Origin of the sequence: Plantibacter sp. VKM Ac-2876 (assembly GCF_015350715.1) — a bacterium.
Lineage (GTDB): Bacteria > Actinomycetota > Actinomycetes > Actinomycetales > Microbacteriaceae > Plantibacter > Plantibacter auratus.
The window spans coordinates 32,406-44,874 of record NZ_JADKSI010000003.1; the positions used below are offsets into that span (position 1 = coordinate 32,406).

At 70.6% G+C, this 12,469-nt stretch carries 16 protein-coding genes; 12 read left to right on the top strand and 4 right to left on the bottom strand.

Annotated elements, in window-relative coordinates:
* The 3 genes from ITJ62_RS12610 to ITJ62_RS12620 are packed head-to-tail and all read left to right on the top strand — an operon-like array spanning position 1 to position 1,104.
* Positions 1–423 (top strand): hypothetical protein, encoded by a 423-nt coding sequence (locus ITJ62_RS12610; protein WP_194602670.1) that lies wholly within the window; start codon positions 1–3, stop codon positions 421–423.
* Positions 424–440: 17 nt separating this feature from the next.
* Positions 441–863: a phage holin family protein gene (locus tag ITJ62_RS12615; protein WP_064294953.1), complete on the top strand. Its 423-nt coding sequence runs from the start codon at positions 441–443 to the stop codon at positions 861–863.
* A complete protein-coding gene (locus ITJ62_RS12620) occupies positions 853–1,104 on the top strand; it encodes a DUF3618 domain-containing protein (protein ID WP_079003603.1) in 252 nt (83 codons plus the stop codon). The genes ITJ62_RS12615 and ITJ62_RS12620 overlap by 11 nt, the downstream gene beginning before the upstream one ends.
* Before the next feature lie 16 nt (positions 1,105–1,120).
* On the opposite strand, the gene ITJ62_RS12625 is transcribed toward ITJ62_RS12620, so the two are convergent.
* Positions 1,121–1,582, bottom strand: a complete 462-nt coding sequence (locus tag ITJ62_RS12625) for a GNAT family N-acetyltransferase (protein ID WP_071260458.1) — start codon at positions 1,580–1,582, stop codon at positions 1,121–1,123.
* A gap of 91 nt (positions 1,583–1,673) precedes the next feature.
* On the opposite strand from ITJ62_RS12625, the gene hemQ reads away from it, so the two are divergent.
* The 9 genes from hemQ (at position 1,674) to ITJ62_RS12670 (ending at position 9,353) form a co-directional block, all read left to right on the top strand.
* On the top strand, positions 1,674–2,396 hold the full coding sequence (gene hemQ / locus ITJ62_RS12630; RefSeq protein ID WP_064294913.1) for a hydrogen peroxide-dependent heme synthase: 723 nt from the start codon (positions 1,674–1,676) through the stop codon (positions 2,394–2,396).
* Positions 2,396–3,646 (top strand): ferrochelatase, encoded by a 1,251-nt coding sequence (locus tag ITJ62_RS12635; protein ID WP_228498470.1) that lies wholly within the window; start codon positions 2,396–2,398, stop codon positions 3,644–3,646. Before hemQ ends, ITJ62_RS12635 begins: the two co-directional genes overlap by 1 nt.
* On the top strand, positions 3,643–4,590 hold the full coding sequence (gene hemC / locus ITJ62_RS12640; RefSeq protein ID WP_064294911.1) for a hydroxymethylbilane synthase: 948 nt from the start codon (positions 3,643–3,645) through the stop codon (positions 4,588–4,590). Before ITJ62_RS12635 ends, hemC begins: the two co-directional genes overlap by 4 nt.
* On the top strand, positions 4,587–5,411 hold the full coding sequence (locus ITJ62_RS12645) for a uroporphyrinogen-III synthase (RefSeq protein WP_137244240.1): 825 nt from the start codon (positions 4,587–4,589) through the stop codon (positions 5,409–5,411). The genes hemC and ITJ62_RS12645 overlap by 4 nt, the downstream gene beginning before the upstream one ends.
* Before the next feature lie 61 nt (positions 5,412–5,472).
* Positions 5,473–6,480 (top strand): porphobilinogen synthase, encoded by a 1,008-nt coding sequence (hemB, locus tag ITJ62_RS12650; RefSeq protein WP_194602673.1) that lies wholly within the window; start codon positions 5,473–5,475, stop codon positions 6,478–6,480.
* On the top strand, positions 6,477–7,892 hold the full coding sequence (locus ITJ62_RS12655; RefSeq protein WP_194602676.1) for a glutamate-1-semialdehyde 2,1-aminomutase: 1,416 nt from the start codon (positions 6,477–6,479) through the stop codon (positions 7,890–7,892). The genes hemB and ITJ62_RS12655 overlap by 4 nt, the downstream gene beginning before the upstream one ends.
* 108 nt (positions 7,893–8,000) lie before the next feature.
* Positions 8,001–8,348, top strand: coding sequence for a hypothetical protein (locus ITJ62_RS12660; RefSeq protein WP_064294907.1), 348 nt, complete (start codon positions 8,001–8,003; stop codon positions 8,346–8,348).
* A gap of 192 nt (positions 8,349–8,540) precedes the next feature.
* Complete coding sequence (locus tag ITJ62_RS12665) at positions 8,541–8,951, top strand: DUF4190 domain-containing protein (RefSeq protein WP_194602680.1); 411 nt, start codon at positions 8,541–8,543, stop codon at positions 8,949–8,951.
* 111 nt (positions 8,952–9,062) lie between these two features.
* The gene (locus tag ITJ62_RS12670; RefSeq protein WP_064294905.1) at positions 9,063–9,353 is read left to right on the top strand and encodes a hypothetical protein; all 291 of its coding nucleotides are present in this window, start codon (positions 9,063–9,065) and stop codon (positions 9,351–9,353) included.
* A 266-nt stretch (positions 9,354–9,619) separates the two neighbouring features.
* Here ITJ62_RS12670 and ITJ62_RS12675 read toward each other — a convergent pair whose 3' ends face one another.
* From ITJ62_RS12675 to ITJ62_RS12685, 3 genes are all read right to left on the bottom strand, one after another.
* A complete protein-coding gene (locus ITJ62_RS12675; protein ID WP_194602683.1) occupies positions 9,620–10,636 on the bottom strand; it encodes an acryloyl-CoA reductase in 1,017 nt (338 codons plus the stop codon).
* A 101-nt stretch (positions 10,637–10,737) separates the two neighbouring features.
* A complete protein-coding gene (locus tag ITJ62_RS12680) occupies positions 10,738–11,562 on the bottom strand; it encodes an ABC transporter permease subunit (RefSeq protein ID WP_194602686.1) in 825 nt (274 codons plus the stop codon).
* On the bottom strand, positions 11,559–12,464 hold the full coding sequence (locus ITJ62_RS12685; RefSeq protein ID WP_194602688.1) for an ATP-binding cassette domain-containing protein: 906 nt from the start codon (positions 12,462–12,464) through the stop codon (positions 11,559–11,561). Before ITJ62_RS12685 ends, ITJ62_RS12680 begins: the two co-directional genes overlap by 4 nt.
* Positions 12,465–12,469: the final 5 nt, after the last annotated feature.

Below are 12,469 nucleotides of genomic sequence, written 5' to 3' on the forward strand. Positions count from 1 at the left end.
ATGAAGGGCAAGGTCATGTTCGTCGTCGGTGGGCTCACGGGCTACGTGCTCGGTACCCGCGCCGGACGCGAACGCTACGAGCAGATCAAGACGCAGTGGGTCAAGCTGTGGAACGCGAAGCCGGTGCGCGCGCAGCGCGGCAAGGTCGAGGACTTCGCCAAGGCACGCATCAGCGAGGTCCCCGCGGCCCTGTGGAGCGGCGTCAGCGCCGTCGCGAAGGTCGTCAGCCAGCAGGGTTCGACACCCGGCCAGAAGCTCGATAAAGCCATCTCCAAGACCGAGGACACCGTCCAGGACGTGTCCGAGACGGTCAAGGACGCCCGCACGGCCTCCGGCACCTCGACGTCTTCGGCCCCGAAGCCCGCAGTGCGCAAGCCTGCCGCGCCCAAGACGACGGTTCCGAAGCCCAAGAGCGGCGAGTAGCACCGACGATGCCGTTCATGAGTGACCGCAACCGGTCGGAGCCGCGTTACGACAAGCGCGACGAGTCCCTCCTGACCCTCGTCGGCCAGCTGCCGGGGGTCGTCTCGAACCTGGTCAAGGCCGAGATCGCCAACCTCAAGACGCAGCTCGCCCACAAGGGCAAGTACGCGGGTATCGGCGCGGCCTTCGTCGCCGGTGCCGCGGTGTTCCTCTTCTTCGCGGTCGGCGTGCTCGTCGCCGTGCTGATCCTCGCGCTCGCGCTCGTCATGCCCTCGTGGCTGGCGGCGCTCTGCGTCTTCGTGCTCTTCGTCCTCGTCGCTGCGGTCCTCGTGCTGATCGCGCTGCGGTACTTCAAGAAGATCAACGAGGACCCGAGCCCGATGGACAACGTGAAGGAAGACATCAAGGCAGTGAAGGGACTCGGCGAGTATGACCGTTGACCAGTTCCCGGGGGCGACGCCCTCGCCCGAGCAGGCTCGTGCCGAGCTCGTCGCCACGCTGAACGCGATCGAGGACAAGCTCAACGTCCCGAAGCAGGTGCACCGCGCCAAGCGTCGTGCCATCGTGCAGATCGCGACCGTCAAGGTCGAACGCCCGGCGGTCTTCTACGCCGGTGTCGCGGGCCTCGCCGGTGCGGCCGGGCTGGCCGTGTGGGGCATCGTCCGCGCCATCGCGCGCTGACGCGTCCCGCCGCCGGTCAGTCGCTCGGCGTGGCGACGCGCGTCATCGGGACGTGCACGATGTCGTCCTCCACGTAGTCGGGGCCGCTGATCTCGAACCCGAACCGGCCGTACCAGTCGGCGAGGCGTTTCTGGGCGCCCATGCGGAGTTCCCGATGCCCGTGGTCGGCGACGGCGCGGCGGATCAGTTCCGCGGCGAGACCCCGCCCGCGGGCGGTGAACGCGGTGGCCACCCGTCCGATCTCCGAGTGCTCGGCCTCGGTCAGGATCCGGATCGTCGCGAGCACCTCGTCGCCCTCCTGCGCCCAGGCGATGAGGGTCCCGTCCTCGATGTCGCGACCGTCGAGGTCGGCGAAGAGCGCCGTCTGCTCGACGACGAAGACGTCGACGCGGATCTTCAGCACGCGGTAGAGCGTCACCGGATCCATCTCGGCCGCTCGGGCGACGTGGTACTCGACGGGAGGTTGCTCGCTGGTCATCACCCGACTGTATCGGCGGTGAGGCTGGGCTCGGTGTCAATCGTGACCTGCCCCTTTTGCCCAATCGACCGAACTGGGTGAGGATAGGACTATGACTCACCCGGCCTCTGCCGAGGCATCGCACCACCCGACCGACTCAGCCACCCCGACTGGCCCCTCAGGATTCACCCTCTGGGCTGTCCTGCGCCGCGAGCCGGCGAGTGCGCTGCCGCTCGGCGAAGAGCATGTCTCCGAACTCGAAGCATCCATCGCGCTCGTCGAAGCCCAGGGCGTGACCCTGCGCGGCATCTACGACGTCTCCGGCCTCCGCGCCGACGCCGACCTCATGCTGTGGCTCCACGGCGACACCGCCGAGGGCCTGCAGGCCGGCCTCCGCGAGCTGCGCCGCACCGCCATCCTCGGTTCGCTCGCGCCCACCTGGAACGCCATGGGCGTCCACCGCGACGCCGAGTTCAACCGGCAGCACGTCCCCGGGTTCCTCCGCGGCATCGAGCCGAAGGGCTGGCTCTGCCTGTACCCCTTCGTGCGCAGCTACGAGTGGTACCTCCTGCCGGAGGAGGAGCGCCGCAAGATGCTCGCCGAGCACGGCCGTCAGGGTGCGGCGTTCACGGGTGTGCTCGCCAACACCGTCGCCTCCTTCGCCCTCGGCGACTACGAGTGGCTCCTGCCGCTCGAAGCCGACGACGTCGTCGAACTCGTCGACCTCATGCGCGACCTGCGCAACACCGAAGCGCGCCGCCACGTGCGCGAAGAGGTGCCGTTCTTCACGGGCCGCCGTATCACGCCCGCCGAGGCATTGGAGGTGGTGCGCTGATGGCAGCCATGAACCTGGGGAGCACCGGAGCCGAGTCCCCCGAGCGCATCGTCCGCGGCGCGACCGACGCCGCAGCGGCCGGTCCTGAGCACGTCTCCGAGCCGACGGACTACGACGCCATCCTCCTCGCCGGCTTCGGCGGGCCAGAGGGCCAGGACGACGTCATCCCGTTCCTCCGCAACGTCACGCGCGGGCGCGGGATCCCCGAGGAGCGTCTCGAAGAGGTGGCACACCACTACCGCCACTTCGGTGGCGTCAGCCCCATCAACGACCAGAACCGTGCGCTCAAGGCGGCCCTGGAGCTCGAACTCGCCTCCCGTGGCATCGACCTCCCGGTCCTCTGGGGCAACCGCAACTGGGACCCGTACCTGCGCGACGCGCTGACCGAGGCGCACGAGCGCGGCTTCACGAAGCTCATCGCGATCGCCACGAGCGCCTACTCCTCGTACTCGAGCTGTCGGCAGTACCGCGAGGACTTCGCGATGGCCGTCGACGAGACGAACCTCCAGGGCGAGATCCAGATCGACAAGGTGCGTCAGTTCTTCGACCACCCCGGCTTCGTTACCCCGTTCATCGACGGTGTCCGTGAGGCGATCGCCGAGTACCTGCGCGAGCAGCCCGAGCTCTCCGCCGAGACGGAGATCGAGGTGCTCTTCGCGACACACTCGATCCCCACCGGCGACGCCGCGCGCTCCGGCCCCGACTTCCGCGGCTTCGGCGACCACGGCGCGTACGAGGCCCAGCACCTCGCGGTGGCCGAGGTCGTCATGGCGAACGCCATCGACCAGCTCCGTGAGGCCGGTGTCCTCGGTGGCGCGGTCGGCAGCGGTGTCTCGGTGCCGTGGCAGCTCGTCTACCAGTCCCGTTCGGGTCCGCCGAGCATGCCGTGGCTCGAGCCCGACATCAACGACGCGATCGCCGAGCTGCCCGCCGTCGGCCGCAAGGCGATCGTCATCGTGCCGCTCGGCTTCGTGAGCGACCACATGGAGGTCATGTGGGACCTCGACAACGAGGCCATGGAGACGGCCGGCGAGCACGGCCTGGCCGCCGTCCGCGTCCCGACGCCGGGCACCGCCGCCGCCTACGTCAAGGGACTCGTCGACCTCGTCCTCGAGCGCCGCGACGGCACGCCCGTCGAGGAACGACCGCACATGACCGACCTCGGCCCCTGGTACGACGTCTGCCGCCCCGGGTGCTGCGAGAACGCCCGGCTGGGCTTCAAACCGGCGTTCTCGGGGATCGCCCCATGACCCTTCGCATCGGAACCCGCGGCAGCGCCCTGGCGCTGGCGCAGACCGGTCATGTGGCCGACGCCCTCACGGCGGCCACCGGTGAGGACGTCGAGATCGTCACCGTCACGACGCAGGGCGACACGAGTCGCGAGTCGCTCTCGACCATCGGCGGGACGGGTGTGTTCGTCAACGCGCTCCGCGACGCCCTGCTCGACGGCGCCTGCGATCTCGTCGTGCACTCCTTGAAGGACCTGCCGACGGCTCCGGCCGAGGGCTTCACGATCGCCGCCATGCCGATGCGCGAGGATCCGCGCGACGCCCTGTGCGCCTCCGACGACCGCTCGCTCGACGACCTGCCGCAGGGTGCCAGGATCGGCACCGGCTCACCGCGTCGGATCGCCCAGCTGAAGCGCATCCGGCCCGACCTCGAGGTCGTCGACATCCGCGGCAACATCGACACCCGCCTGCGCCGCATCGACGACGACCTCGACGCGGTCGTCCTCGCGGCCGCCGGTCTCACCCGCCTCGGACGGCTCGACGCCGTCACCGGGCTCTTCGACCTCGACACCTGGCCGACCGCGCCGGGGCAGGGGGCGCTCGCGATCGAGTGCCTCGACGACGACGAATCGTCCATCGCCGGTTCCATCGCGTTGCTCGACCACGCGCCGAGCCGCTGGCAGGCCACGGCGGAGCGGGCCGTGCTCCGTCGACTCGAGGCCGGTTGCTCGGCCCCCGTCGGTGCCGCAGCCTGGCTCGACGACGAGGACCTCGTGCTGCAGGCCGCCGTCTACTCGCTCGACGGCACCGAGATGATCCACCGGGAGAGCCGCGCGGAGGGGTTCTCCGGCGACGGACACGGGCGGGAGCTGCTGCAAGCGGCCGACGCGCTGGGTGTCTCGCTCGCGGACGAGCTCATCGAGGCCGGCGCAGCCGACCTCGCCCCGCTGGGAGGCGCTGCGTGAAGGACTGGACGAAGTCGAACACCGTTCCCACCGCCACCAAGCCGCTCGGCGGGTGGCGCGTCCTCGTGCCGCGCGGCGGTCCGTGGGGCGACTCGGTCGCCGGGACGGTCCGTGGCAAGGGCGGGTCGCCCGTCGTCGCCCCGATGATCAACTTCGCCAGCACCGACGACCCGGAGACCCTCGGGGCCGCGCTCGCGGCGCTCGAGGCTGGCGAGTTCGACTGGCTGACCGTGACGAGCGCGACCACGGTCGACGTGCTGTCCTCGCAGCGGATCCGGATCCCCGAGACGACGAGGGTCGCCGCCGTCGGCGAGACGACCGCTGCCGCGCTCACCGCCGTCGGCTACAGCGTCGACCTCGTGCCGGCGAAGGACAACTCCGCCAAGGGCATGGTGCAGGAGCTCACGGCGCTCGAACCGCACCCGAAGCGCATCCTCACGCTCCGCTCGGCCATCGCCAAGCCGCTCCTCACGGAGGGCCTGATCGCCGCCGGACACGACGTCCAGTCCGTCGTGGCCTATCGCACGGTCGGTGTTCCGGTGGCGGAGAAGATCGTCGCCGACGTCGCCAGCGGCCGGGTGCGTGCCATCCTCGTCACCTCTGGCAGCGTGGCGGAGCAGGTCCGTTCGCAGTTCCCCGAGATCCCCGAGAGCACCGTCATCGCCGCGATCGGACCCCGCACGGCTCGTGACGCCCGAGGCTACGGGCTCCGGGTCGACGTCGTGGCGGAGCAGCAGACGGTCGACTCGCTGATCGAGGCGATCGTGTCGGTGGCGCTCAGCCAGAACCGCGACGAGGACGCCGGCGACGGGATCCGCTGACCGGCTTCACGCCCTGCGCGAACCGGGAGGGCGCGTCGGCAGCGGCGCGTAGGCTGGACGGGTGAGCATTCCCGAGACCCGTCCCCGTCGTCTCCGGCAGCAGCCGGCCATCCGTCGCCTCGTCAGCGAGACGCGACTCGACCCGGCGGAGCTGGTGCTCCCCATGTTCGTGCGGGAGGGCGTCTCCGAGCCGGTCGAGATCTCCTCGATGCCGGGTGTCCGGCAGCACACCGTCGACAGCGCCAAGCGGGCCGCGGCTGAGGCGGCTGCGGCCGGCATCGGTGGGGTCATGCTCTTCGGCGTCCCGGCCGAGCGCGACGCCGAGGGTTCCGGCGCGACCGACCCCGACGGCATCCTCAACGTCGCGACCCGTGCGCTCGTCGCCGAGGTGGGCGACGCCCTGGTCGTGCAGACAGACCTCTGCCTCGACGAGTTCACCGATCACGGACACTGCGGTGTCCTCGACGACCGCGGGCGCGTCGACAACGACCGCACGCTCGACCGCTACCGCGACATGGCGCTGGCCCAGGCCGAGTCCGGCTCGGCCCTCCTCGGCCTCTCGGGCATGATGGACGGCCAGGTCGCCGCCGTCCGCGAGACGCTCGACGCCGCCGGGTTCGACGACACGATCATCCTCGCCTACTCGGCGAAGTTCGCGTCCGCGCTCTACGGCCCCTTCCGCGAGGCTGTCGACTCGCAGCTGCAGGGCGACCGCCGCACCTACCAGCTCGACCCCGCCAACCGTCGTGAGGGTCTGCGCGAGGCGCTCATCGACGAGGCAGAGGGCGCCGACATCGTCATGGTGAAGCCAGCAGGGAGCTTCCTCGACGTCCTGGCCGACGTGGCGGACACGGTGTCGATCCCGGTCTGGGCGTACCAGGTGTCCGGCGAGTACGCGATGATCGAGGCCGCCGCCCGGCAGGGCTGGATCGACCGCCGACGCGCGATCGAGGAGTCGGTGCTGTCCATCAAGCGCGCCGGAGCCGAGGTCGTCCTGAGCTACTGGGCCGTCGAACTCGCCGGTTGGTTGGATGAGGCGCGCGGTCTGCGTGCAGGAGGAACCCGATGAACGACGCAGCATTCGCCAGAGCCCAGCGGTCGATCCCCGGTGGGGTGAACTCGCCCGTCCGTGCCTTCCGCTCGGTCGGCGGCACGCCGCGGTTCATGGTGTCCGCGACCGGCCCCTACATCACCGACTCCGAGGGCGTGCAGTACGTCGACCTCGTGAGCGCGTGGGGCCCCGCGCTCCTCGGACACGCGCACCCGCAGGTCGTCGAGGCCGTGCAGGCCGCTGCGGCCCGCGGCCTCTCCTTCGGCGCGTCCACCCCGGCCGAGACCGAGCTCGCGGAGCTCGTCAAGGAGCGCGTCCAGGCGTCCGGCGTCGCGCCGATCGAGAAGCTGCGCATGGTCTCCACCGGCACCGAGGCGACCATGACGGCCATCCGCCTCGCGCGCGGAGCCACCGGTCGCAGCCTCATCGTGAAGTTCGCCGGGCACTACCACGGCCACTCCGACGGCCTGCTCGCCGAAGCGGGGTCGGGCGTCGCGACCCTCGCCCTGCCGGGGTCCGCCGGGGTCACCGCCGAGACGGCAGCCCAGACGATCGTCGTCCCGTACAACGACCGGGCGGCGCTCCGCGAGGTGTTCGCCGAGCGCGGCCAGGACATCGCCGCGATCATCATGGAGGCGGCCTCCGCCAACATGGGCGTCGTCCCGCCGGCTCCCGGGTTCAACGCGAGCGTCGTGAAGCTCGCGCACGAGTACGGCTCGCTGGTCATCATCGACGAGGTGCTCACCGGGTTCCGCGTCTCCTCCGCCGGTTGGTGGGGGCTCGACAACCGCGGACTCGCCGCCGTCGCGCCGGGCACGGAGCCCGTCCCGGGCGCAGAGGCCTGGGAGGCCGGCAACCACGCCGTCGCGAACTCGACCGGCGCCATCAGCATCCCCGTCGGCGTGTACCAGCCCGACCTCTTCACCTTCGGCAAGGTCATCGGCGGTGGCATGCCCCTCGCCGCGCTGGGTGGGCGCGCCGAGCTCATGGACCTGCTCGCACCGACCGGCCCGGTCTACCAGGCCGGCACGCTCTCGGGGAACCCGGTGGCCCTCGCCGCCGGCATCGAGACGCTGCGCCTCGCCGACCAGGACGTCTACCGTCGGGTCGACGCGGCGGCCGCGATCGTGTCCGAGGCGACCTCGAACGCGCTCACGGAGGCCGGGGTCGCGCACACCGTGCAGCGCGCCGGGAACCTGTTCTCCTTCGCCTTCAGCGAGACGGCACCGACCGATTACGCCGCGGTCCTGCAGCAGGACGCCTTCCGCTACCCGGCCTTCTTCCACCGCATGCTCGACGCGGGGGTGTCGCTCCCGCCGAGCGTGTACGAGGCCTGGTTCGTCTCCGCGGCGCACGACGACGAGGCGATCGGGCGCATCATCGACGCCCTGCCCGCGGCGGCCCGTGCGGCTGCGGCGGCCATCCGCTGAGTCGGAGGGTCGCCCCGCCGCCGACGTCGGACGCTGCACAGGGCATGCGTTACCGCTTTGTGAACTTCCGGCAACGCGAACGTCGGTGGGGGTTGGCAGACTAGAGGCATGGCCTCCTTGCGTCTGCACCCCGACCGACTGGAGATCGAGCTGTCCGCGTACGACAAAGCGCTCTCGCTGCGTCGGAGCAACGTCGTCGTGCCACGGTCGAGCATCCGTTCCGCCACCATCACCGACGACCCGTGGATCTGGGTCCGGGGCATCCGTGCGCCCGGCACGGCGATCCCGTTGACGCTCGCCATCGGCCAGTGGAAGTTCCACGGCGGCATGGACTTCCTGGTCATCAAGGGCACCAAACCGTCGGTCGTCATCGATCTCGAAGACGCGGAGTACTCGCGGCTCATCATCACGACCCGTCGCAGCGCCGAGCTCATCGCGGCCCTCGACCTGCACTAGGACGCGCTGCCGGACGCACGGCGGTCTCGGCCAGATCCAAATCGTGGGCGAGGACGCGGTGTCCGTGCATCCTGGCGCTGATCAGGGCGGTTCGCAATCATTTCCCTCGAACAGGGCACAAAACGACGTCTGACCGGTATTCTGGGCCCGCTCGAACCTCCGCAGATCCGCCTGTTCGAAAGGACCACGCCCATGTCGACTCCTCCTCCCGGTGAATACCCCGGCCAGCCGCCGCAGGCTCCCCAGGCGCCGCAGCCCCCAAAGGATCAGTACGGCTCGGCTCCCGCGTACTCCGGCGGCGCAGCTCCCAGCGGCGACGCGACCGCCGGAAAGACGCTCGGCATCGTCGGCCTCATCCTCGCCTTCCTCGCCCCGCCGATCGGCCTCATCCTGAGCATCGTCGCCCTGGTGCAGTCGAAGAACGCGGGTGTCAAGAACACGCTGGCGAAGGTCGGCCTCATCCTGTCGATCGTCTTCATCGTCATCGCGATCATCGCGACCATCGCGGGTATCGCGATCGGTGCTGCGGCGTTCAACGAGGCGTGCGCATCGCTCGGGAGCGGTGTCCACACCGACGGCACGACCACCATCACCTGCCCGTAACCCGGTGACCTCCGGGCGATTGGGGAGTTGTCCCCATCGCCTGTCGGGTATCTAACCCACTACTGTTGGCTCGCGCCCATGGCGCATCTACCATCCTCGAGAGGAACCATCATGACCAACGCACCCCAGTACAACGCTCCGCAGCAGCCGGGCGGCGCCCTGCCCGCCGACTACCCGGGCAAGACGCTCGGCCTCGTCGGCCTCATCCTCGCGATCGTCGTGCCGCTCGTCGGCCTGATCATCAGCCTCGTCGCGCAGAAGCAGTCGAAGGACGCCGGCTACCCGAACCAGCTCGCCAAGATCGGTGTCATCATCGGCATCATCCTCGTCGTGCTCGGCATCATCGGCGGCATCTTCTACGCCGTCGCGCTGGGCTCGGTCATGTCGACCGCCGGCTACTGAGTCTCAGCAGTTCCGTCGGCAGCGGCCGGTCGCCTTCGGGCACCGGCCGCTGTCGCGTTCCTGCGTTCGCAACTCAGGAGCGTGCCGGTGTGTCGGTATCGAGCGGTGTGACCAGTGGCGCGACATGCCCGGTCCGTCCTGAGTTGTGAACACGGGGAAGACTCACCTCTGGCTGTTCGCAATTCAGGAGCGTGCCGGTGTGTCGGCCGTCAGCGACGCGACCTGGGGCGCGACATGCCAGGGCCGTCCTGAGTTGTGAACGCGGGTCAGGCGCGGACGTCGACGACGATCCGGCCGTGGACCGAGCCTGCGAGGACCCGTTCCGCCGCATCCGTCGCCTCTGCGAGGGAGACCGTCTCGGTCAGGGTGTCGAGCACGTCGAGGTCGAGCGCGGTGGTCACGCGCTCCCAGGCGGCCTGCCGCAGGGGGAGCGGTGCCTCGACGGAGTTCACGCCCGCGAGCGTCACCCCGCGGAGGATGAACGGCATGACCGACGTCGGGAGGTCGGACCCGCCGGCGAGCCCACAGGCGGCGACCGTCCCGCCGTACTCGACCTGCGACAGGACCGTCGCGAGCGTCTGACCGCCGACGGAGTCGACGGCTCCCGCCCAGCGCTGGCTGCCGAGTGGGCGGCCGGCCTCGGCGAACTCCGCACGGTCGACGATCGACGCCGCGCCGAGCCGCCGCAGGGCGTCTCCCAGCTCGTCGACCCGCCCGGTCGAGGCGGCGACCTCAAGGCCGGCGGCGGCCAGCAGTGCGATCGCGACGCTTCCGACCCCGCCGCCGGCTCCGGTGACGAGCACTGGGAGCCCGCCGACACGGACTGCACCGGAGGTCGCGCTGCCGTGCTCGAGCGCGAGCACGGCGAGGGCCGCGGTGTATCCGGCTGTGCCGATCGCGGCGGCCTGTGCGCTCGAGACGTGGTCGGGGACGCGGACGAGCGCGTCGGACCGCACCTTCGCGCGCTCGGAGAGCCCGCCGTACCGGGTCTCGCTCAGGCCGTCACCGAACAGGGCCACACGGTCGCCGGCCGTCCACGCGGGATCACTCGACGCTGCGACGACGCCGACGAGGTCGATGCCCGCGACCATCGGGAACGACCGCACGACGCCCGGCTTCCCGGTGAGGACGAGGGCGTCCTTGTAGTTGATGCTCGAGTACTCGACGTCGACGGTGACCGCGGCGTCGGGCAGCGAGGCGTCGGGGAGGTCGCGGAGGTCGACCGTCCGGGTGGGCTTGCCACCCTCGTGCTCGACCTGCTCGACGAGGTATGCGCGGCCCATGGTGCTCCTGTCTCCGGTGCGGTGACCGGTCGGTGGCTGTCCGTCGAGCCTACGCCTCCCCGTCGAGGGGCTGCCGGCTCGAGTCATCGCGCAGACCGTGCCTAGGTGACGTCGCGGCGCCAGGTCGTGGCGTAGCCGATGAGCGCGACGACGACCCCGATGCCGAGGAGGACGAGTCCGCCCTGCCACCAGGTCAGCGCGTCCTGTTGAGCGGACATCATCGAGTAGAAGCTCGGTCCGACGAGCGCGTCCGTCGCAGCACCCGGCAGGAACCGGCCGATGGACGCGGTGACCTCCGAGAACGAGGAGGCCAGGCGCAGCAGCGGCTCGACGAACTGCGTGAAGGCCAGCACGACGATGATCGCGCCCACCTGGCTCGGCAGCACCGCCCCGAGGCCGACGCCGATCGCGCCCCACAAAGCCATTGCGAGCACCGCCCGGCCGATGAGCGCCCAGGTGTCGGGGTCGGTCAGCATCGGATCGATGCCGCTGATCGCCAGGGCGCCGCCGCCGAGACCGACGGACGCAGCCAGCGCGATCACGCCGTACAGTGCGCCGACCCCGGTCAGTGCCAGGACCTTGCCGACGAGGACGTGACCGCGGTTCGGGTTGGCGAGGAACGTCGGCGTCAGGCTCTGGTGCCGGAACTCGCCGGTCGTGGCGAGCGCACCGAGCAGGACGGGGAAGACGTACCCGATGCTCGTCGCGAAGCCGTAGATGAGACCGGGTTGGGTGAGCATCTCGCTCGTCGCCTGCACCCCGGCCCCGCTGGACTCGGCCGCGCCCGGGATGTTGGCGAAGAGGAGCGCCGCCCCGGCCGCGGCGAAACCGACGTACACGAACAGGATGAGGGCGAGTCCCCACCACACGCGGGTGGTGAACACCTTGAGGAACTCGGAGCGGATGGCTGCCAGTAGTGAGGTCATGCGTGGTCCTCCCCACCGCTGACGAGCGCGAGGAACGAATCCTCGAGCCCTGATCGATGCCGCGACAACGCGCTGAGCGGAATACCGGCGGCGAGCGCGACCCGGCCGATGTCGATCGCCTCCACATCGTGCACGACGAGCCCCGCGCGGGCCTGGTCGAAGGTGTAACCCGCGGCGGTCAGCGCCGTGGCGAGCCGCTCGTGCTCCGGGGAGTTCACGACGACGCGGAGGGTGTCGGCGGCGTCGAGGCTCGCGAGGGTGCCCACGTGCGCGAGCCGCCCCTTCGCGATGATCACGACCTCGTCGACGGACTGCTGCACCTCGCTGAGCAGGTGCGAGCTGATGAGGACGGTCCGACCTTCGGCCGCGAGTGCGGTGAGGAAGCCGCGGATCCACTTGATCCCCTCGGGGTCGAGCCCGTTGATCGGTTCGTCGAGGACGAGCACACCGGGGTCGCCGAGGAGCGCGGTCGCGAGGCCGAGCCGTTGTCGCATGCCGAGCGAGTATCCGGCGACGCGTCGGTCGGCGACCTCGAGCAGGCCGACCTGCGCGAGCACGACGTCCACCCGGCTCGCCGGCAGCCGCGCTGCCGAGGCGTGCACGCGCAGGTGGTTGCGGGCGGTGCGGCCGGGAACGAAGCTCGCCGCTTCCAGTGCAGCCCCGACGGTCGAGGCAGGGACCGGCAGCTTGGCGTAGGGGACACCGCCGAAGGTCGCCCTCCCCGACGTCGGTTGGACGAGGCCGAGCAGCATGCGCAGGGTCGTCGTCTTCCCGGCGCCGTTCGGGCCGAGGAAACCGGTGACCTTGCCCGGTTCCACGTGGAACGTCAGGTCGTCGACCGCCTGCACCGCCCCGAAGGATTTCGAGAGTCCGTCGAACTCGATCGTCACGCCAGCGGTCATCCGGT

Excerpts from the sequence above, each read along its gene's own strand:
- ITJ62_RS12625 (WP_071260458.1), bottom strand. The coding sequence starts at position 1,582 with ATGACCAGCGAGCAACCTCCCGTCGAGTACCACGTCGCCCGAGCGGCC.
- ITJ62_RS12665 (WP_194602680.1), top strand. The coding sequence starts at position 8,541 with ATGTCGACTCCTCCTCCCGGTGAATACCCCGGCCAGCCGCCGCAGGCT.
- ITJ62_RS12610 (WP_194602670.1), top strand. The coding sequence starts at position 1 with ATGAAGGGCAAGGTCATGTTCGTCGTCGGTGGGCTCACGGGCTACGTG.
- ITJ62_RS12680 (WP_194602686.1), bottom strand. The coding sequence starts at position 11,562 with ATGACCTCACTACTGGCAGCCATCCGCTCCGAGTTCCTCAAGGTGTTC.
- ITJ62_RS12670 (WP_064294905.1), top strand. The coding sequence starts at position 9,063 with ATGACCAACGCACCCCAGTACAACGCTCCGCAGCAGCCGGGCGGCGCC.
- hemQ (WP_064294913.1), top strand. The coding sequence starts at position 1,674 with ATGACTCACCCGGCCTCTGCCGAGGCATCGCACCACCCGACCGACTCA.
- ITJ62_RS12620 (WP_079003603.1), top strand. The coding sequence starts at position 853 with ATGACCGTTGACCAGTTCCCGGGGGCGACGCCCTCGCCCGAGCAGGCT.
- ITJ62_RS12660 (WP_064294907.1), top strand. The coding sequence starts at position 8,001 with ATGGCCTCCTTGCGTCTGCACCCCGACCGACTGGAGATCGAGCTGTCC.
- ITJ62_RS12615 (WP_064294953.1), top strand. The coding sequence starts at position 441 with ATGAGTGACCGCAACCGGTCGGAGCCGCGTTACGACAAGCGCGACGAG.
- ITJ62_RS12635 (WP_228498470.1), top strand. The coding sequence starts at position 2,396 with ATGGCAGCCATGAACCTGGGGAGCACCGGAGCCGAGTCCCCCGAGCGC.
- hemC (WP_064294911.1), top strand. The coding sequence starts at position 3,643 with ATGACCCTTCGCATCGGAACCCGCGGCAGCGCCCTGGCGCTGGCGCAG.
- ITJ62_RS12655 (WP_194602676.1), top strand. The coding sequence starts at position 6,477 with ATGAACGACGCAGCATTCGCCAGAGCCCAGCGGTCGATCCCCGGTGGG.
- ITJ62_RS12685 (WP_194602688.1), bottom strand. The coding sequence starts at position 12,464 with ATGACCGCTGGCGTGACGATCGAGTTCGACGGACTCTCGAAATCCTTC.
- ITJ62_RS12675 (WP_194602683.1), bottom strand. The coding sequence starts at position 10,636 with ATGGGCCGCGCATACCTCGTCGAGCAGGTCGAGCACGAGGGTGGCAAG.